The organism is Sphingomonas sp., from assembly GCF_042095875.1.
In the GTDB taxonomy this organism is placed as follows: Bacteria; Pseudomonadota; Alphaproteobacteria; order Sphingomonadales; family Sphingomonadaceae; genus Sphingomonas.
The window spans coordinates 64807-84287 of record NZ_JBELMJ010000002.1 but is presented as its reverse complement, the minus strand read 5'-3'; the positions used below and the strand labels follow the sequence as shown (position 1 = coordinate 84287).

General features: G+C 69.4%; 22 protein-coding genes. 15 read left to right on the top strand and 7 right to left on the bottom strand.

What is annotated here, in order from left to right; all coding sequences use genetic code 11:
• Window positions 1-2: 2 nt before the first annotated feature.
• The 6 genes from ACFDS6_RS01430 to ACFDS6_RS01405 form a co-directional block, all read right to left on the bottom strand.
• On the bottom strand, window positions 3-869 hold the full coding sequence (locus ACFDS6_RS01430) for a lytic transglycosylase domain-containing protein (protein ID WP_375270327.1): 867 nt from the start codon (window positions 867-869) through the stop codon (window positions 3-5).
• Window positions 870-931: 62 nt separating this feature from the next.
• Window positions 932-1243, bottom strand: coding sequence for a flagellar protein FlgN (locus ACFDS6_RS01425; protein WP_375270326.1), 312 nt, complete (start codon window positions 1241-1243; stop codon window positions 932-934).
• Window positions 1230-1517, bottom strand: coding sequence for a flagellar biosynthesis anti-sigma factor FlgM (locus ACFDS6_RS01420; RefSeq protein WP_375270325.1), 288 nt, complete (start codon window positions 1515-1517; stop codon window positions 1230-1232). Before ACFDS6_RS01420 ends, ACFDS6_RS01425 begins: the two co-directional genes overlap by 14 nt.
• Window positions 1518-1586: 69 nt before the next feature.
• Entirely contained in the window at window positions 1587-2096 is a 510-nt protein-coding gene (locus ACFDS6_RS01415) for a flagella basal body P-ring formation protein FlgA (protein WP_375270324.1), read from the bottom strand.
• A complete protein-coding gene (locus tag ACFDS6_RS01410) occupies window positions 2093-2629 on the bottom strand; it encodes a flagellar motor protein MotB (RefSeq protein ID WP_375270323.1) in 537 nt (178 codons plus the stop codon). Before ACFDS6_RS01410 ends, ACFDS6_RS01415 begins: the two co-directional genes overlap by 4 nt.
• Window positions 2629-3291, bottom strand: a complete 663-nt coding sequence (locus ACFDS6_RS01405) for a MotA/TolQ/ExbB proton channel family protein (protein WP_375270322.1) — start codon at window positions 3289-3291, stop codon at window positions 2629-2631. Before ACFDS6_RS01405 ends, ACFDS6_RS01410 begins: the two co-directional genes overlap by 1 nt.
• Before the next feature lie 224 nt (window positions 3292-3515).
• Here ACFDS6_RS01405 and flgB point away from each other — a divergent pair, with 224 nt between their 5' ends.
• The 15 genes from flgB (at window position 3516) to ACFDS6_RS01330 (ending at window position 16381) form a co-directional block, all read left to right on the top strand.
• Window positions 3516-3866, top strand: a complete 351-nt coding sequence (gene flgB, locus ACFDS6_RS01400; protein ID WP_375270321.1) for a flagellar basal body rod protein FlgB — start codon at window positions 3516-3518, stop codon at window positions 3864-3866.
• 4 nt (window positions 3867-3870) lie between these two features.
• Window positions 3871-4278, top strand: a complete 408-nt coding sequence (gene flgC, locus ACFDS6_RS01395; protein WP_375270320.1) for a flagellar basal body rod protein FlgC — start codon at window positions 3871-3873, stop codon at window positions 4276-4278.
• Between the two features lie 2 nt (window positions 4279-4280).
• Window positions 4281-4946, top strand: coding sequence for a flagellar hook assembly protein FlgD (locus ACFDS6_RS01390; RefSeq protein ID WP_375270319.1), 666 nt, complete (start codon window positions 4281-4283; stop codon window positions 4944-4946).
• 48 nt (window positions 4947-4994) lie between these two features.
• Window positions 4995-6248 carry a flagellar hook protein FlgE gene (locus ACFDS6_RS01385; protein ID WP_375270318.1) on the top strand — a complete coding sequence of 418 codons (1254 nt, stop codon included), beginning with the start codon at window positions 4995-4997 and terminating at the stop codon, window positions 6246-6248.
• Window positions 6249-6274: 26 nt separating this feature from the next.
• Window positions 6275-7027 (top strand): flagellar basal body rod protein FlgF, encoded by a 753-nt coding sequence (locus ACFDS6_RS01380; protein ID WP_375270317.1) that lies wholly within the window; start codon window positions 6275-6277, stop codon window positions 7025-7027.
• 57 nt (window positions 7028-7084) lie between these two features.
• The gene (flgG, locus tag ACFDS6_RS01375) at window positions 7085-7873 is read left to right on the top strand and encodes a flagellar basal-body rod protein FlgG (protein ID WP_375270316.1); all 789 of its coding nucleotides are present in this window, start codon (window positions 7085-7087) and stop codon (window positions 7871-7873) included.
• The gene (locus ACFDS6_RS01370) at window positions 7873-8598 is read left to right on the top strand and encodes a flagellar basal body L-ring protein FlgH (RefSeq protein ID WP_375270315.1); all 726 of its coding nucleotides are present in this window, start codon (window positions 7873-7875) and stop codon (window positions 8596-8598) included. Before flgG ends, ACFDS6_RS01370 begins: the two co-directional genes overlap by 1 nt.
• A gap of 51 nt (window positions 8599-8649) precedes the next feature.
• Window positions 8650-9774, top strand: coding sequence for a flagellar basal body P-ring protein FlgI (locus tag ACFDS6_RS01365; protein WP_375270314.1), 1125 nt, complete (start codon window positions 8650-8652; stop codon window positions 9772-9774).
• Entirely contained in the window at window positions 9771-10124 is a 354-nt protein-coding gene (locus tag ACFDS6_RS01360; RefSeq protein WP_375270313.1) for a rod-binding protein, read from the top strand. Before ACFDS6_RS01365 ends, ACFDS6_RS01360 begins: the two co-directional genes overlap by 4 nt.
• Window positions 10121-11455, top strand: coding sequence for a flagellar hook-associated protein FlgK (flgK, locus tag ACFDS6_RS01355; RefSeq protein ID WP_375270312.1), 1335 nt, complete (start codon window positions 10121-10123; stop codon window positions 11453-11455). Before ACFDS6_RS01360 ends, flgK begins: the two co-directional genes overlap by 4 nt.
• Entirely contained in the window at window positions 11455-12384 is a 930-nt protein-coding gene (gene flgL, locus ACFDS6_RS01350) for a flagellar hook-associated protein FlgL (RefSeq protein ID WP_375270311.1), read from the top strand. The genes flgK and flgL overlap by 1 nt, the downstream gene beginning before the upstream one ends.
• A 104-nt stretch (window positions 12385-12488) precedes the next feature.
• A complete protein-coding gene (gene motA / locus ACFDS6_RS01345; protein WP_375270310.1) occupies window positions 12489-13352 on the top strand; it encodes a flagellar motor stator protein MotA in 864 nt (287 codons plus the stop codon).
• Between the two features lies 1 nt (window position 13353).
• Entirely contained in the window at window positions 13354-14259 is a 906-nt protein-coding gene (locus ACFDS6_RS01340) for a flagellar motor protein MotB (protein ID WP_375270309.1), read from the top strand.
• A 265-nt stretch (window positions 14260-14524) separates the two neighbouring features.
• Window positions 14525-15352: a cold-shock protein gene (locus tag ACFDS6_RS01335; RefSeq protein ID WP_375270308.1), complete on the top strand. Its 828-nt coding sequence runs from the start codon at window positions 14525-14527 to the stop codon at window positions 15350-15352.
• 177 nt (window positions 15353-15529) lie between these two features.
• Window positions 15530-16381, top strand: coding sequence for a glutaminyl-peptide cyclotransferase (locus ACFDS6_RS01330; protein WP_375270307.1), 852 nt, complete (start codon window positions 15530-15532; stop codon window positions 16379-16381).
• Window positions 16382-16719: 338 nt separating this feature from the next.
• On the opposite strand, the gene ACFDS6_RS01325 is transcribed toward ACFDS6_RS01330, so the two are convergent.
• Complete coding sequence (locus ACFDS6_RS01325; protein ID WP_375270306.1) at window positions 16720-19371, bottom strand: M1 family metallopeptidase; 2652 nt, start codon at window positions 19369-19371, stop codon at window positions 16720-16722.
• Window positions 19372-19481: the final 110 nt, after the last annotated feature.

Below are 19481 nucleotides of genomic sequence, written 5' to 3'. Positions count from 1 at the left end.
GCTTAGCGACCCCCCATCGACGCGAGCATCAGGTAGGCGAGGCGGGCGTTGTCGGGGCTCGGCCGCAGCAGCGACGCCTGGCTCGCCGCCTGACCCTTGATCTGACCGAGCGTCGAGCGCGCCCACGACAGCGCGTCGCTCGCGCTCTCGCCGGCACCGGTCACGACCGTTGCGTCATCGCCCATGCCGAGCGCCTGCGCGGCGAACTGCATCGTCGACAGATTGCCGGTCGAGGCGACGCCGCTGCCCGAGGCGTCCGCGCCGTCGCCCAGCTTGTCCGCGAACCGCTGGTACACCTGCGACAGCGAGCGCGCGCTGCCGTCGCTCGCGTAGAAGACGTTGCGATTGGCGCGCGCGGCGGCGGGAAACAGGCTGGCGGCGTCGCGCCCCGGATTGCCCGCCATCGCCGACAGGAACTGCTTCGCGCCGCCCAGCCCCAGGAAATGCGCCATGTAGAGGTCGGTGCCCGTCGCGGTGCGGCCAGTCGCACCCTCGATCGCGGCCTTGTTGTCGCTGGCGTGCTCGGCCGCCATCAGGCTGGCGACCTCGGGATCGTTGCGCAGGCCCAGCACCGCCTCGCGGTTGCCGCCCGCCACCACGTAGCGCCCGCCGACCCGCTGGATGCTGTCCGCCGCCCAGCCGAGCCCGTGCTCGCTGCCGTGCTGCTTCATCACGCCCAGCCAGCTCTGCTCAATGAACTGGTAGAGCCCAGTCGCCGAGGAGGTGCCGGCACGCGCGTTGGCGTTGAAGCCGCTTTCCAGCTTCGCCTGGCCCATCAGGTAATCGAAGTCGATGCCGGTACGCGCCGCCGCCCGTTGGATCGCGGAGGTGACGCGTTGGCTCGCCGAGTTGATCGCGGAAACGGTCATGCTGATCTGTTAAAGGCCCTGTTAAGAGCCGGTCGATCAGCAAGGGTCGTGCCAAGCGCGCGTCAGGCGTAGGCGAGCTTGCCGCGGCCGTAGGCACCGGCAGCGTCGCCGGACAGGACTTGCAGGCGGCGGCGAACATTTGCCGCCATCAGGTTGACGTAGATGCGGCAGGTGTCGTTCAACCGGTCGGCTTCCTCGGCCAGCCCGCGCAATTCGGGCGTGGCGGGACCGTCGCCCAGCGCCTGCAACGTCTCGATCCCCTTCAGCTTCGCCGCGGTGGCGCGTTCCAGGCCACCGACGTCGTTGGTCTTGAGCGCGGTGATCTCCGCGTGCAGCGCGTCGATCACGCGCACCAAAGCATCACGACGCGTCATGCGACATCCACTCGTACTTGGCGGCGATCAGCGCGTCGGCGACGCTGGCGGGAGACAGGGGATAGCGACCGCTCTCCACCGCTTCCTTGATGAGCGCGACGCGGCTCGCCTCGATCGGCGCGGCGGCGGCCATCGTATTGGCGAGCGTCGGCGTCGGCACCGCCGCCTGGACGGGCGTACCCGCCACCGCCGGCGCGGCCATCGCCACCCGCGTAACTGCGCCGATGCGCAGATCGTTCGCCTTGATCGTCGTCGGGTTTACCGCATCCACCATGTCCGCACCTGTTGGTCGTCGCTGACACGCGAAGAAACGACCGTTCGGCGAACCGATTTAGGACTTTTTTCACTCGCTCCAGCCGGGCAGCGTCGCGCGACCGCTGTCGACCGCGACCGCCTGCACCGGGCGCGGCGTGCCGTCGACGCGCACCATGAAGCGCGCACCCGGCGCGGCATCGCCGACCGCCACGCCCTCGCGCGTGATCGAGAAGCCGTCCGAGCCCGCCTCGATCGTGACCGGATCGCCGCGGCGGATCACCGGTGGCGCGGCCTTGGGCGTCATCGCAGCTCCGGCACTCACCGCGGCCGGCGTCGCCGCCGCCGCGCGGGGCGGTGCGAGTACCGGCACGAAGATGCGCCAATCCGGCCCGGCGCACGATACCACCACCGCGTCGTGCGCTTCGCTGCGCCACGACAAAGCGACCGTCGGGCATTGCGCGAGCCGCAGACGCGGATCGACCGATGCGCGCGCGCCGCCCTCGCTGCCGATCGGGCGCGCGGTGAAGGCGGCGACCGCACGGTCGAGCGAGGCGGTGTCCTGAAAGCCGGCGGCGGCGAGCAGCGAGAGAATGATCATCGTGTTCCTTCCTCGCCGATAAAGGCGAGCGTGATGAGGACGTGGCGCGCGGGGCGCGTGCCGACCTCGGCGTTGGAAATCTGCGTGCGCTCGATCGGCACGCCTCGCACCGCCAATGCCGCCGCGACGGCGCGCGCGCGGTCGGTGGCGAGCAAGGCGGCGCTGCCGGTGGCCCGATCGGCGTCGGCGACGCTGCCGTCGGTCGCGCCGGTGATGCGCAGGGCTACGCGCGGGTCGCGCAGCTCGCCGCGCGCCCAGGCGGCGATCGCGTCGGGGCTTGCCGGGATCGACGCCGACCCTTGCGCGAAGCCGCCCACCACCTCGGCCGCGACCGCCATCGGCGGCGGCGTCACGCCCAATCCGACCGCGACCGCGCGCGTGATCGCGCGCGCGTCGAGCTGCCGGTTCGATTCGAGCAGCACGAAGAAGCCGACCAGCAGTAGCGCCAGATCGGCGAGCGTGATCAGCCACGACGGCCGCGCCGATGCGAAGGCGGGGAAGTCGTCGTTGGACACCGCTGTCGCGTGCGCCATCACGCCGCGCTAGCCCGGATCGTCGCCACGTTCATCGGGCGCGGCGCCTCGCGCGTCGCCAGCGCGATCAGCGGCGCGACCAGCCGCTGCCGCTCGCTCGCCTCGACCCGCGCCGCCGCGCGCAGCCGCGCCGCGACCGGCAGCGCGACGAGATTGGCGAGCAGCGCGCCGTACAGCGTGGCGAGCAGCGCCACCGCCATCGCGCTGCCGATCGCGGCGGGGTCGCTCATCCGCGTGAACATCACCACCAGCCCGATCAGCGTGCCGACCATGCCCATTGCGGGTGCGGCCTCGGCGGCGCCCGCCCAGCAGTCCGCCGCCGCCAGATGCCGCTCGATCCGCGCGCGGCGACCGCGGTCGAGCTCGGCGGCGATCGCCTCGGGCGCCATGCCGTCGACGATGCCCGCGATGCCGGCCGCGACGTCGGCGTCGGCGATCACGCTGCGGTCGAGCGCCATCGCGCCGTGGCGCCGCGCGATCCGGTCCTGCGCTGCGATCTGCTCGAGCAACGCGTCGGCCGAGAAAGGTCGGCGCGCGAGCACCGTCAACGCGGCGATCGCGCGCGCGAGGTCGCGCGTCGGCGTGCGCAGCATGGTCGCCAGCAACGTGCCCCCGCCGACGATGGCGAGCGCGAGCGGGTCGAGGAAAGTGCCTGGTGTCATCGCGCTCGCCCGTGCAAGCCGCGGGCCAGTTCCGGCAGCGCTATCGTCTCCATCGGCACGACGGCCGGTTCGCTGCCGCCCGGCAACGCCGATTGCCGGCAACCGGCAAGCGCTTGCCGCCCGATCGGTCGCCGCTGCCGTGCCACGCCTGCGATCGAAACTGGCACGCCCCTTGCTCAACATCTCGCGAGCGCCTTGTCGGCGCATCGCAGGAGGCAGATCACATGGCTGGCGACAGTCTGTTCGGGGTACACGGAAACGCGTTGGAGGTGCGCGCGCAGCGCATGGGCGTGCTCGCGTCCAACATCGCCAACGCGTCCACGCCCGGCTTCAAGGCGCGCGACATCGACTGGAAGTCGGCGCTGGCGAGCGCGACCGCGACCGGCAACGTCGACGCCGGCATCACCGCGCAGACCAAGTACCGCGTGCCGAGCCAGCCGAGCATGGACGGCAACACCGTCGAACTCGCCGGCGAGCAGACCGCCTTCGCCGAGAATGCGGTCCAGTATCAGACGACGCTGTCGTTCCTGAACGGGCGCATCGGCCAGATCACCCGCGCGCTGAAGGGGGAATAAGCGAATGAGCACGCCCGTCACCATCTTCCAGACCGCCGGCCGCGCGATGTCCGCGCAGCTGACGCGGATGAACACCAGCGCGTCGAACCTCGCCAACGCGGGCGGAATCGCCGGGTCGGTCGAGGCCGCGTACAAAACGATCAAGCCTGTGTTCCGCACCAGCTACGATGCCGCCTCCGGCCTCTCGACGGTCGACGTCGAGCGGATCGTGACGGCGGGCGAGACCCCGACCAAGCGCTACGACCCTGCCAATCCGATGGCCGACCGCGACGGCAACGTATTCGAGGCCGCGGTCGACGAGACCCGCGAGCTGGTCGACATGATGGAATCGGCGCGCACCTACCAGAACAACGTCGAGGTGATGCAGACCGCCAAGTCGCTGATCATCGACACCCTCAAGCTGGGCCGCTGAACATGCCAGTGATCACCAACACCACCGGCACCAGCGCCGCGACCAACGCCACCAAGGCGCTGACGGGCGCCAAGACGACGCTCGACCAGGGCGACTTCCTGAAGCTGATGACCGCGCAGATGAAGAATCAGGATCCGTTCAACCCGGTCGACAACACGCAGATGGTCGCGCAGATGGCGCAATTCTCCTCGCTCGCCGGCATCACGCAGATGTCGACGACGCTGCAGGCGATCTCGGACAAGCTCGGCGCGACGACCACCGCCGACGCGGTCAGCTACATCGGCAAGACCGTGCTGACGCCGGGCACCACCGCTTACGCGCGCACCTCGGGCGGGATCGCGGGCGCGATCGAGCTGGGTGGCGCGGCGAGCGACGTCGGCGTCACGATCACCGACGCGAACGGCATGGTGCTGAAAAACCTGTCGCTGGGCGCGCAGGCGGGCGGCACCGTCAGCTACGACTGGGACGGCCGCACCGACGCAGGCGAGGACGCGGGCGCGGGGCCGTTCACCGTCAGCGTGGCGGCGTCGAACGAGGGTAAGTTCGTGTCCGCGACCAACCTCGTCTGGGCGCCGGTCCAGTCCGTCTCCACCGCCACCGGTCAGACGATGCTCACCGCACCCGGACTGGGGGAGATTCCCGCCAGCGCCGTTCGCCAGATCGGCTGATTTTCCACCATCTTCTCCCGTTTTCACCCCTTCCTCGGAGTAACCCTTATGTCCTTCTACACCTCGCTATCGGGCCTCCAGGCCGCGCAGACCGACCTTTCCACGATCAGCCACAACCTCGCCAACGTGTCGACCAACGGCTTCAAAAAGTCGCGCAGCGAGTTCGCCGACGTGATGGCGTCGAACTTCACCTCCGACCCGCGCCGCATGGTCGGCTCGGGCGCGGTGTTGCAGGAAAATCGCCAGCAGTTCAGCGAGGGCAGCCTGCAGACGACGGGAAACAGCCTCGACCTGACGGTCGCGGGCGACGGTTTCTTCGCGGTCAAGATGCCCAACGCGGTCGGCACGCAGGCGTACACGCGCAACGGCGCCTTTTCGGTCGATCCCAATCGCTTCATCACCGACTCGCAGGGCAGCCGGTTGCAGGCCTATGCGGTAGAGAGTGACGGCACCGTGCCCGCGAACAGCAAGGTCGGCGACGTGCGCATCCCGCTCAACAGCGGTGAACCGGTCGCGACCGGTGCGGTGACGCTCAAGATGAAGCTGAACGCCGCGGCGACGGGCATCTCGGCTCCGTTCAAGCCCGAGGATCCGTCGACCTACAATACGTCGACCAGCACCTCGATCGTCGACGACAAGGGCAACACGACCACGCTGACCAACTATTTCGTCAAGGACGCGCCGAACGACGCGTCGGGCGCGACCTCGTGGACGATGTACAGCTACGCCGCCGGTGCGCCGCTCAACACCGGGCAGGGCACCAAGGTGACCTTCGACGGCGACGGCAACATGACGTCGCCGAACGGGGCGATCGCGCTCGCGACTGCCCCTGCAACCGGCGCGGGCAGTGCGGCGCAGCGCACGATCACGCTCGACCTGGCCGGCAGCACCGCTGCCAAACAGCCGTTCTCGGTCGTCTCGCGCAGCCAGGACGGCCGCGCGAAGGGCGAGTTCTCCGGCGTCGCGGTCGACGAGACCGGGATCATCACCGCCAGCTACTCGAACGGCGACAGCGTCAAGCTGGGCAAGGTCGCGCTGGCGAACTTCGTCAACCCGACCGGATTGAAGCAGAACGGCGGCAATTACTGGACCTCGACTGGTTTGTCGGGCTCGGCGACGATCGGCAGCGCGAACGAGAACGGTTTCGGCAAGCTGATGTCGGGCACGATCGAGGGCTCGAACGTCGACATCACCGAAGAGCTGGTCAACCTGATCTCCGCGCAGCGCAACTTCCAGGCGAACTCGAAGGCGCTCGATACCGCGAGCCAGATCTCGCAGACCATCTTCAACATCCGCGCGTAATCGAGCCGGGGCAGGGAGCAGGATAGGTGGACAAGCTCGTCTACACCGCGGCGACCGGCCTGCGCGCGCAGATGGCGGCGCAGGCGGCGATCGCCAACAACATGGCGAACGCGTCCACCACCGGCTTTCGCGCCGACCGCGTCGTGTTCGACCGCATCACGCTGTCGGACGGCACGCAGGCGATCTCGGCGCGGCAACCGACCGCGGAGGAGGTGACCGACGCGGACCGCACGCCCGGCGCGATCCAGCAGACCGGGCGCAACCTCGATGTCGCGATGACCGGCAACGACACGTGGCTCGCGGTGCAGGCCGCCGACGGATCGGAAGCATACACGCGGCGCGGCGACCTGTCGGTGACACAGTCGGGCACGCTCCAGACCGGCGACGGCTATCTGGTGATGGGGCAGTCGGGACCGATCACGATACCACCGTATCAGTCGCTGTCGATCGCGGGCGACGGCTCGATCTCGATCGTCCCGCTCGGCGCCGCGGCGACCGAGACCACGATCATCGACAAGATCAAGCTCGTCTCCGACAAGGGCTCGACCACGGTGAAGGGGCTCGACAACCTCCTCCACGTCAAGGGCGGCGGCAACCTGCCCGAGAACCTGGATGCAAAGCTCGCCTCCGGCGCGCTCGAGGGCTCCAACGTCGACATGACCAAGGCGCTGGTCGACATGATCGAGAACCAGCGCAGCTACGAAGTGCAGGCCAACCTGCTGAAGGAAGCCAAGTCGATGGACGAATCGAGCGCGTCGCTGATGCGGCTCCCCAGTTAGCACCGCCGCGCTGACCCACCTGCCCCCCGCTAGAACCGAACGAACAGGAACCCGCCCATGACCACCGCCGCCATGCACATCGCGCGCACCGGGCTCGACGCCCAGGACATGCGAATGCGCGTCATCTCGAACAACCTCGCGAACGTGAACACGACGGGCTACAAGCGCGACCGCGCGGCGTTCGAAACGTTGTCGTACCAGGTCGTGACCGCCGCGGGTGCGGCGTCGAGCGCGGAGAGCAAGTACGCGACGGGCCTGAACCTGGGCACCGGCGTGCGCGTGCAGGGCACCGCGCGGATGGACACGCAGGGTGCTACGCAGCAGACCGGCAACTCGCTCGACATGATGCTCGACGGCGACGGCTATTTCCAGGTGCAGCTGCCCGGCGGCGAGCTCGGCTACACCCGCGCGGGCAATTTCTCGCGCTCGCCGGAGGGTCAGCTGATCACCAGCGAGGGCTATCAGGTGATGCCTGGCATCAACATCCCGCCCAACGCGACGCAGGTGACGATCGGGCTCGACGGCACCGTGTCGGCGACCGTGCCGGGGCAGACCGAGGCGCAGAACCTCGGCCAGATCCAGGTCGCCAGCTTCCCCAACGCCGCGGGCCTGCAGAGCACCGGCGACAATTACCTGCGCGAGACCGCCTCCTCGGGTGCCGCCAACCTCGGCATCGCGGGCGAGGACGGCCGCGGCAAGGTGCGCCAGGGCGCGCTGGAGGCATCCAACGTCAACGTCGTCGAGGAGCTGGTCGACATGATCGAGACGCAGCGCGCGTACGAGGTCAATTCCAAGATGATCTCGGCGACCGACGAGATGCTCAAGTACGTGAACCAGAACATCTGATGGCCAGCCGCATGCACCATGCCGTCGCCGCGCACTGGATCGAACTCGCGCTCGGCGCGACCGCCGCGGCGCTCGTCGCCGCCGCGGTGGTGCCGTTGGCGGCCGACGCGAAGCTGTTCGGCGCGAAGAAGCCGCCGGAGGATTTCACCGCGATGCGCGCGCCGATCGTGCCCGCCGCACCGCCGCCCGCCGACGGCGCGATCTTTCGCGTCGCCGACGGCTACGGCGCGCTGACCGAGGGCTGGCGCGCGCGCCGCGTCGGCGACCCGCTGACCATCGTGCTGGTGGAGCGCACCGCCGCGTCGAAGACCGCCTCGTCCAAGCTCGACTCTAACGGGGCAGGGGGACTGACCCCGCCCGCCACCGGGCCGCTGTCGTTCATCGACCCGAACTCGATCCGCGCCAGCGGCAATCGCAACTTCAACGGGCAGGGCAGCGCCGACCAGGCCAACTCGCTCTCGGGCGAGGTCTCGGTCACCGTCGCGCAGGTCTATCCCAACGGCACGATGCTGGTGCAGGGACAGAAGCGCGTGACGCTCAACCGCGGCGACGAATACCTCCAGATCAAGGGTCTGGTGCGCATGGCGGACGTCGACGTCAACAACCGCGTCCCCTCCACCCGAGTCGCCGACGCGCAGATCGCCTATACCGGCAAGGGCGACGTCGCCCGCGCCAGCCGGCAGGGCTGGCTGTCGCGCTTCTTCAGCGTGATCTCGCCGTTCTGACTCGCTCGCGTTGACGCGCCGGTAACCATGACCCGTCTAGGTTCACCCATCATGACAGCCTTCACCCCCGTCCGCTCGCTCGCTCGCCACGTCCTCGCGGCCGCGCTGGCGCTGGTCGCGCTCGCCGCGCCCGCGCACGCCGATCGCATCAAGGACCTGGGCGGGTTCCAGGGCATCCGCTCGAACCAGCTGACCGGCTACGGCATCGTCGTCGGCCTGCCCGGCACGGGCGACGACAACCTCGAATATACCGTGCAGTCGGTGAAGGCGGTCGCGTCGCGTTTCGGGCTACAACTCCCTGCGGGCGTCAATCCGGGGTTGAAGAACGCCGCGGTGGTGATGATCACCGCCGACCTGCCCGCCTTCGCCAAGCCCGGACAGCGGATCGACATCACCGTCGCCTCGATGGGCAAGGCCAAGAGCCTGCGCGGCGGCAGCCTGGTGCTCGCGCCGCTGCTCGGCGCCGACGGGCAGATCTACGCGATGGCGCAGGGCAATCTCGCGGTCGGCGGGCTCGGCGCGGAAGGACGCGACGGATCGACCATCGTCGTCAACGTGCCTTCCACCGGCCGTATCCCGGAGGGCGCCACCGTCGAGCGCGCGGTCGCGACCGGGTTCGCCGACACGCCGTTCATCACCTACAATCTCGCGCGCGCCGATTTCACCACCGCGCAGAATGTCGCCGCCGCGATCAACCGCCGGCTGGGCTTCGGCACCGCGCAGGCGATCGACGCCGTTTCGGTCGCGGTGCGCGCGCCGGTCGGCGCCGACATCCGCGCCGGGCTGATGAGCCAGATCGAGAATCTCGACGTCGCCTCGGCCGAACCGCCCGCCAAGGTGATCGTCAACGCGCGCACCGGCACCGTCGTCATCAACTCCGCGGTGCGCGTCGGCGCCGCCGCCGTGACCCACGGCAAGCTGACCGTCCGCATCGACGAGAACCAGCGGATCAGCCAGCCCGCACCGTTCAGCCAGGGCCAGACCGCGCTCGAGCGCAAGTCGGGCGTCGCGGTGGACGAGGAGCGCAAGCCGATGTTCCTCCTCAACCCCGGCCCCAAGCTGGCGGACGTGGTCAAGGCGGTGAACGCGATCGGGGCGAGCCCGGCCGACCTCGTCGCGATCCTGGAAGCGCTGAAGGAAGCGGGCGCACTCAAGGCGGAGCTGATCGTCCTGTGACCGACACCCCCAACATCGCCCCGAACAGCGCTGGCGCGACCGCCTCGCTCACTCCCGCGGCCGCGACCGGCACGTTCGCGCGCGCGAACACCAAGGAGAACCTCGCCAAGGCGGGCCAGCAGTTCGAGTCGGTGTTCACGGGCATGATGCTCAAATCGATGCGGCAGGCGAAGCTCGCCGACCCACTGTTCGACAGCAAGGCGCTCGACACGTTCCGCGACATGCAGGACCAGAAAACGGTGCAGGCGATGGCGGAACACACCCCGCTCGGCATCGGTCGCGCGATGACCGAGTTCCTGGGCCGCGCGCAACCGAATCTTAACGGGGGTGGTGGCACACTGCCCGAATGAGCGATCTCCTTTCCATCGGTGCCAGCGGCGTTCGCGCGTTCCAGACCGCGCTGACGACCACGTCGGAGAATATCGCCAACTCGGGCGTCGCGGGTTACTCGCGTCGCACCGCGGCGATGTCCGAAGTGTCGGGTGCCGGCATCAAGGGGATCAACGGCTACGGCGTGACCGTATCGGGCACGCAGCGCGCGGGCGACGCGATCCGGTCGGCGGCGGTGCGCAGCGCCGGCGCCGATCTGTCGCGCACGCAGGCGGGCTCCGCCTGGCTCGACCGCATCCAGACCGCGCTGACCGGCGCCGACGTGTCGGGGCGCCTCACCAGTTTCTACACCGCCGCGACCGCGCTCGCCGCCGACCCGGCCTCGCTCGCGCAGCGCAGCGTCATGCTGGAGAATGCCGGCAGCGTCGCCGCCGGCTTCGCCGCTACCGGCAGCGCGCTGACGCAGGTGATGGCCGACCTCGACCAGACGGCCGACGGCGATGCCGCCAGCCTGTCCACGCTCGCGCAGTCGCTCGCCCGGGTCAACGACGGGCTCGGCCGAGCGGGCGCGGGCAGCGCGGGCGCGGCGAGCCTCGCCGATCAGCGCGACCTGATCCTCGAACAGATGAGCGGCCTGTCCGACGTTTCCGCGTCGTTCGACGCCGCGGGCCGCGCGACCGTCAGGCTGGGCGGCGACGCCGGCCCGACGCTCGTGTCGGGCAGCAGCGCGGGCAGCATTTCCTACGCGCGCAGCGCGCAGGGCAACGTCACCTTCACGCTCTCGCGCGGCAAGGAGTCGCAGACCTTCCAGCCGAGCGGCGGTTCGCTCGCCGGCATCGCGGACGCGGCGCAGCGGATCGTCGACACGCGCGGGCTCGTCGCCGACACCGCGCGCGACTTCGCCGACAGCGTCAACGCGGTCCAGGCCGAGGGACGCGACCTGTCCAACGACGCGGGCACCGACTTCTTCACCTATGACGCGGCCGACCCGACCAGGCTGAGCGTCGCGCTGACCGATCCGGCGAAGATCGCCGCGGCCTCGGTCGGTGGCGGCACGCGCGACGGCAGTAATCTCGCCAAGCTCCAGTCGGCGCGCGCCAGCGGCGGGTTCGAGGGCGGCATTACCGGCCTCGTCGCCGGAAACGCCGCGGCGATCAGCAGCCGCAAGGTCGTCGGCGACGCGCAGAGCGCGATCTTGAACGGCACCACCGCCGCGCGCGACTCCGCCAGCGCGGTCAACCTCGACGACGAGGCAGTGCAGCTGCTCCGCTTCCAGCAGGCGTACCAGGCGTCGAGCCGCGTGATCTCGGTCGCCAAGGACGTATTCCAGTCGTTGATGGAGATTCGCTGATGTCTGTCAGTCTATCCGCCGGCGGCTTCTACGGCCGCTCCGCCGCGTCGATGAACGCGCTGACGCAGCGTGCCGAGGTGCTCCAGACGCAGGTGTCGACCGGCAGGAAGCTTCAGGCGCCTTCCGACGACCCGGTCGCATATCAGCGGTTGCAGTCCCTGCGCACCGCGGGTGCCAACGACGTCGCCTTCGGCGCCAACGTCAAGATCGCGCAGTCCGTGCTCGCGCAGGCCGATTCGACGCTCGGCTCGATCGGCGAGCAGTTGCAGAAGGCGAACGAGCTCGTGGTCCAGGCCGGCAACGGTACGCTGTCTGCCGACGCGAAGAAGGCGATCGCGACGCAGCTGAAGGACGTACTCTCCAGCATCGTCGGGCTCGCCAACGCCAGGGACGCGCGCGGCGCCCCCTTGTTCGGCGGGTCGGAGGTGCTGGCAGCGGGGCAGGCGGAGACGCCCGCGGTGACGCAGGTCGCCTCGGGCGCGCTCGCCTTCGCGGCGGGGCAACCGACCGCGATCCCGATCGGCGACGGGCAGACCGTCCAGCCGAGCGTCGCCGCTGGCGACGTGCTCAAGCTCAAGGGTGCGGACGGCAAGGCCGGGCGCGACCTTGGCGAAGTGCTGACCGCGATGGTCGCGACGCTGGAAGCCGGCGGTGCGCCGTCGACCGACGACGTCGCCGATCTGTCCGCCATCGCCGCGCAGAACACGCAGGCGCAGGCGTCGGTCGGCGCGCGCGCGGTCCGGGTCGATTTGCAAGCCGCCTATTTCACGCAAGTCTCGACTGACCGCGAGACCGCGCGCTCCGACATGGAGGACGTCGACGTCACCACCGCGATCACTGAATTGCAGAAGACGATGACGATCCTGTCGGCGACGCAGGCGAGCTTCTCCAAGCTATCCTCGCTGTCGCTGTTCGATTATATCCGCTGATCGCGTCGGCGCGGCGAGTGACGCGCCCTTTTCTCTCGCGCGCTTAACCACTTCGCTACCACCCCGCGGTTAACCATGCAGGCGAATAGCTCAGGAATTCGCGCATGTTCGCCGGCATCGGCCTCGTTGTCCTCCTCGTCATGGTGTTCGGTGGCTTCGCGATCACCGGCGGTGCGCTCGGCCCCGTCATGGAGGCGATCCCGCACGAGATGCTCATCATCGGCGGCGCCGCGGCGGGCGCGCTCATCATCGGCAATTCCGGCAAGGAACTGAAGGCGATGGGCGGCGGGCTCGCCAAGGTGTTCAAGGGCCCGAAGTACAAGAAGCAGGACTATCTCGACGTCATCTTCCTGGTGTCGAAGTTGATGAAGATGTTGCGCATGGAGGGCCCCATCGCCCTCGAACCGCACGTCGAGGACCCGTCCTCCTCCGCCGTCTTCGCCGAATATCCGCGGCTGCTGAAGGACCACACGCTGGTCAACCTGATCGCCGACACGCTGCGCCTCGTCGTCGTCTCCTCGGGCACGCTCGACGTCCACGCGGTCGAGGACGTGATGGACAATGCGATCAAGACGCACCACCACGAGGTCGAGGGGCCGCACACCACGCTCTCCAGCCTCGCCGACGCGCTGCCCGCGCTCGGCATTGTCGCGGCGGTGCTCGGCATCGTGAAGACGATGGGCTCGATCGACAAGCCGCCGTCCATATTGGGTGGGATGATCGGCTCGGCGCTGGTCGGCACCTTCATGGGCGTGCTGCTCGCCTACGGCATCGTCTCGCCGCTCGCCGGGCGGTTGAAGCAGATCATCGACGCCGACGCCGCGATTTACCACGTGGTCAAGCAGATCATCATCGCCTCGCTCCACGGCCACCCGCAGCCGCTGGTGATCGAGGCGGCGCGCTCGGGCATCCAGCACAAGAACCAGCCCGGCTTCGCCGAGGTGTTCGACGGCCTGCGCGGCAAGTAAGATGGCGCGCGCACCCCACGGCGCCAACGTGCCGCCCAAGATCATCGTCAAGAAAATCTACATCGAAGGCCACGGCGGCCACCATGGCGGCGCGTGGAAGGTCGCCTACGCCGATTTCGTTACCGCAATGATGGCGTTCTTCCTGCTCTTGTGGCTGCTCGGCGCGACGACCGAGAAGCAGCGCAAGGGGATCGCCGATTACTTCGCGCCGACGCTGATCGACACCAAGTCGAAGGGGATCGGCGGGGTCGGTCCGTTCGGCGGCGAATCGTTGATGTCGCAGGAACGGCTGGGGCCGAAGTCGGGCCAGTCGGCGATGCAGGCGCTCGCCACCGTGACCGAATCGACCGGCGGTCCGCAGAACGGTTACGGCCCCAAAGGTTCGATGCGCAGCAGTCCGCGCCAAACGATGGCGGAGGACCGGAAGAACTTCGCCAAGTTGAAGCGCGAGGTCATGAAGCAGATGGCCAGCAAGGCGGAACTTGCCCGCCTCGCCAAGCACATCCGCTTCGTCATGACGCCCGACGGCATGCGGATCGACCTGGTCGACGACGCCGATTATTCGATGTTCGCGCTCGGCACCACCGCGCTCGACCCGCGCGCGTCCGAGCTGATCGGCACCGTGGCCAAGGCCATCGCCGAGACCGGCAACCCGATCATGATCCGCGGCCACACCGACAGCCTGCCCTACGGCGACCCGCGCGCGATGAACAATTGGATGCTCTCCTCGGGACGCGCCGAGGCGACCAGGCGGCGGCTGGCGCTGGGCGGCATCCCCGAATCGCGCTTCAACCGGATCGAGGGCGTGGCGGATCGTGAACCCATGATCGTTCAAGCGCCGGGCGACCCCCGCAACCGCCGCGTCGCGATCACCTTGCTGTATCGCCCGGGCGTATTCGGCTCCTAATTGGACGCAGCGTGCACCGAGAGTGGTCTCGACTGTACCGACCGAAGCTTGCGCCTGCGATACGCTGTGCTTCACTTGCGACAGATTTAGAAGAAACTGCCTTCTTGCTGCCCAAAGGCGCACGAAACGATTCGCGGAGCGCTTCGTAATAGGATATGCAAGGGGCAAGGCGCCTATTCGATCGCGCCCCGATAGCCGCGCTCGCCGTCCTGTGCGTGGTTCTCGTAACGGATGCGACGGGCGGACCGGGAAGTTGAACAGGGTTATGGGTTACGACAAGGGCGGCCGCGGTGCACGCGGTGGGCGTGGGCGCGACAAGCGCGACGATTTCGGTGGCGGTGGCGGTGATTTCGGCGGCGGCTTCGGCGGCGGCGGGTTCGACAGCGACCGCGGCGGCTTCGGCGGCGGCGGCTTTGGCGGCGGTAGCGGCGGCTTCGGCGGCGGCAACCGCGGCGGCTTCGGCGGCGGTGGCTTCGGCGGCGGCGGCGGCGGCGGTGGTTTTCGCGGCGGCGGTGGCGGCTTCGGTGGTGGCGGCGGCGGTGGCCGCGGCATGCCCCCGCAGGTCGTCGGCGAGGGTACCGGCGTGGTCAAGTTCTTCAACGCGCAGAAGGGCTTCGGCTTCGTCGTGCGCGACGACGGCGGCGAGGACGTGTTCGTGCACATCTCGGCGGTCGAGCAGGCCGGCCTCTCCGGTCTCGCAGAGGGTCAGCCGCTCGGCTTCACCCTGGTCGACCGCGGTGGCCGCATCTCGGCGACCGACCTCAAGATCGACGGCGAGCCGATGCCCGTCACCGATCGCGCACCCCCGCGCGACGGCGGTTTCGGTGGCCAGGGTCCGCGCGGCGGCGCCGGTGGCGCACCGCAGCGTTCGCTGACCGGTGAGAAGGCGACCGGCACGGTCAAGTTCTTCAACGCGATGAAGGGCTTCGGCTTTATTCAGCGCGACGACGGGCAGCCCGACGCGTTCGTCCACATCTCGGCGGTCGAGCGCGCCGGCATGCCGACGCTCAACGAGGGCGACCGTCTCAGCTTCGAGATCGAGGTCGATCGTCGCGGCAAGTATGCGGCAGTGAACCTCGCCTCGGGCAGCTGATCGGCTTCAGCCGATCGCCTGAAATGAGCGGTTGAGTAGCGGCCCGCCCGGCGTCATGTCGGGCGGGCCGTTCTCGTTGCAACGGGCCGGGCTCATCCGGTGACGTGATGCAATGAAAACGCCGAGCGCGCGCAAGCATGAGCGGGGAGTAATGTGAGGCGTGAGGGAGTTCGAGGCATGAGATTGCGCTGGTTGGTCATCCCCACGGTCGCGCTCGCTGCCACCGGCGCCGCGCTGACGCTGCGCGCGCCCGAGACACCCGCACGCGTTCAGGCCGCGCCCGCACCCGCTACCGCCGCCGCGCCGACCACCCCGCCGTCGGCGGTCACCGACCCGCCGCTGCTCGCCGCGCGCATCGTCGCGCGCTTCCCGCACGACGCGCAGGCGTTCACCGAGGGGCTCGTGTGGCACGACGGCGCGCTGTACGAGAGCGTCGGTCTGGAGGGGCGCTCCGACGTGCGCCGCGTCGATCTCGCCACCGGCAAGGTCGCGCAGCGCGCCGTGATCCCGCCCGCGCAGTTCGGTGAAGGGCTGGCGGCCTACAAGGACCGGCTGGTCAGCCTGACGTGGCACGACGGGGTCGCGCACCTCTGGTCGGCGCGCACGCTCAAGTCGCTCGGCACCGCGCGCTACGACGGCGAGGGCTGGGGCCTGACGAGCGACGGTCGCACGCTGATCCGCTCGGACGGCTCCGCGACGCTGTTCTTCCACGATCCCGCGACCCTCGCCGAGCAGCGCCGCGTGACCGTCACCCTGCGCGGCCGCGCGGTGACGCAGCTGAACGAGCTCGAATGGGTCGACGGGCAGCTGCTGGCCAACGTGTGGCACACGCCGTTCCTGCTGCGGATCGATCCCGCGACCGGCATCGTGTCCGCGATCGTCGACCTGCGCCCGATCGTCGCCGAAGTCGCGGCGACCAACCCCGAAGCGGTCGCGAACGGCATCGCCTGGGACGCCGCCAAGCGCCGCCTGTTCGTCACGGGCAAGCTGTGGCCGACGTTGTTCGAGATCGCGCTGCCGACGAACTAGGGCGGTTTTCGACAAATTTTTGCGTTCCGTCATCCCGGACTTGATCCGGGATCCCGCTGCCTTTTGCTGCCTTTTGCTGCCTTTTCGAGAAAGCGGGACCCCGGATCAGGTCTGGGGGGACGAAGGGCGGTGCGTCAGGCAGATCGCACAACTTCCCAAACATCCGCTCACCCGACGCGCCTGGCCGCTCACCGCGTCGTCGCAGTAGCGAGCCATTCAGGTGGCGCGTCGCTACTGCCGCTGCACGACCCAAGCAGGGTGTCGCCCACGTCCGCCGATCATCTCATGGCCGATCACCGATGCCCGCGCTGCCCGGACGCGACGAGGGGCGCGCCGCGCTACCGGCCCGCGGCCGTGACCGCCGCCGCGATCTCACCCGCCTTCGCGTCCCGCAGCGCGCCGCACAGCCGGATCGTCTCCAGCGTGCGCTGATAGGCGAGCAATCCGATGTCCGCCTTGCGGATCGCCGGGCCGACCTTCGCGTCGATACTCGCGGCGCGGTCGGCACCGCATTGCGTCGCGAAGGCGGACGGCAGTCGCGTGGTGATGAACACGCCGTTCGCGCCCGCGATCAGCCGATCGTAGTTGGCCAGCACCCACTCGGTCCCCAGGTCCCGCGTCTCGACCGTGCCGACGACGCCGAAGATCAACCGCAACCGATCGAAACCGCGCATCCGCGGATCGTCGAGCGCCAGCAGATAGTTGGCGACATCGGCGCGTCCGCTCGATCCGGCGGCGGCGAGCATGCTCGACCGCACCGTCGCGTCCTCGCTCGCCAGGCCGCGATCGATCAGCGTCCGCGCGACCGGCAGGCCGCCGTCCTGCGCGAGCACCGTCAGCGCGCTGGACAGGAAGCCGGGATCGAGTGCCGCCGCGTCACCGCCGAGATAGCGCGTCGCCGCCGCCTTCAGCGTGGCGCGCGTGGCGGCGTCACCCGCCTCGTTTGCGACGAGTTCGACCAGGCGGTGGCGCAGTTCCTGCCGTTGCGGGTCCTCGCTGCGGTACGCGCCGACCGCCGGATCGAACCCCAGCTCGGTCAGTCGCGGCGTGTAGATCGACGCCATCAGTGCGCGATAGGCGGGCAGCGACGCGGGCGCGATCAGCCCGCGCGCGCGCAGCCCGGCGATCCGCACGCCCGGGTTGACGCTCGCCGCCGGGTCGGGGTTGGCCGCCATCGCGCGCGCCTGCGCGATCAGCCACGCCGCGGGCGCTCGGCCGGCGCGGAACGACGCCCATAGGCTGTCGATGCTCGCCACCGCCTCGCCGCCGGACAGCGTCGCCGAGCTGGCGATCAGCGCCTGCCAGTCTCCGGGGGCGAGGTCGAAGCGGTAATAGCCGGTGCCGCCGACGTTGGACATCACCACCCGCCCGGCGGGCGCGGTCAGCGTCGTCGTCTTGCTGTCCAGCAGTTCGCACTGCTTGGCCGCGTCGACGCGCACGCAGAACGGGATCGTCCAGGTGAGTGGCTTGGGGGTCGAGCCGATGAAGGCGTAGCGCGACTGCGTCGCGGTGATCGTCCCGCCGCTGCGCCGAACGTCGACCACCGGCACCCCCTGCTGGTCGACGAAGCTGGTCAGCGACGCCAGGATCTTGGGGTCGTGCGCGGCATCGGCGATCGACCGGAAGAACTGCTCGGACGAGGCGTTGCCGTAGGCGTGGCGACGCAGGTGCAGCCGCACGCCTTCCTTGAACTTGTCGTCGCCCAGGTACGCCGCGATCATGGCGACGACCTGCCCGCCCTTGCCGTAGGTGATGCTGTCGAACGCAGCGTCGATCTGGCTGTTCTCGGTGATCGGCTGGTGGATCGGACGACCGACCTCCAGCGCGTCGGTGTTCATCGCCGCGAACCCTTCGGCGAGCGCGCCGACGCCGATGCCGAGCTCGGGCCGCCACTCGTTGGCGATGCGATAGCCCATCCAATTGGCGAAGCTCTCGTTCAGCCACAGGTCGCTCCACCATTCCGGAGAAACGAGGTCGCCGAACCATTGGTGCGCCAGCTCGTGGCTGACCACCATGCCGAATTCCTTCTTGTCGCCCGTCGTGGCGTTGCGATCGAGGAAGATGATGCCGTCGCCGTAGGTGTCGGCGCCCGCATTCTCCATCGCGCCGGGCATGATCGGCGACCCGATCTGGTCGAGCTTGGGGAAGGGGAAGGCTTCACCGAAATAGCGTTCGAGCAGCCCGACGATGCGCGGCGTTTCCGCCATCACATAATCCATCTTGTCCGCCTGCGGCCGCGTCGCCACCCCGCCGTACGGCATCGGCCAGTTGCGCTCCGGCGTCGGCGCGATCGTCCCGGTGCGGCGCACGAACGGTCCGGTGTCGATCGCGACCAGGTAGGTGGGCAGCGGCTTGGTGGGGGCGAAGCCGTGCTTCTCCATGCCACCCGCCACCTTGGTCACGCCGGTTTCCGGGCTGTTGCTCACCACGGTCATGCCGGGGTGGGTGGTGACGGTGATCGTGAACGGCTGCTTGAAGCCGGGCTCGTCGAACGAGGGGAAGGCGGCGCGCGCGTCGATGCTCTCGAATTGGGTCCAGCTGTACCAGCGGTCCGCGACCTTGACGTGGTAGAGGCCGGCGGCGTCGTTGCCGAACCGACCGGTATAGTCGAACACCAACGTCGCCGCGCCCGCGGGGATGGCGCGCGCGAAGTCCAGCCGCGCGGTGCCGGTCGCGTCGACCTGGGTGAAGGTGGCAGGCACGCTCGTGTTTCCGACGCGCGCTACGACCTTCGACACGGCCAGGTCGCGGCCGTGCAGGTAGAGCCGGCTGGTCGACCGCTTCAGCGTCACGTCGATCTCGCCGTGGCCGCTGAACCGCTCCGCCTCGGGCAGGATGGTGAAATCGAGCCGGTAGGCCTTGGGTACCGCCGTGTCGGGCAATCGGCCCTTGGGCGCCGCCGCGTCGGCGACGATCGCGGGGGGCGTCGATTGTCCGAAAGCCGCGCTCGACAGCATCGCGGCGACCGCCAGCATCATCCCCTTGCGCACCACCACATCCTTCTCGTTGCGACGTCCCCGCGCTAGAACGCCGCCGCGGCGACGGCAAGCGTGCCGTTCGCACCCCGATCGCCTGCCCGAGCGAGGCGTTCCTGCCGTGT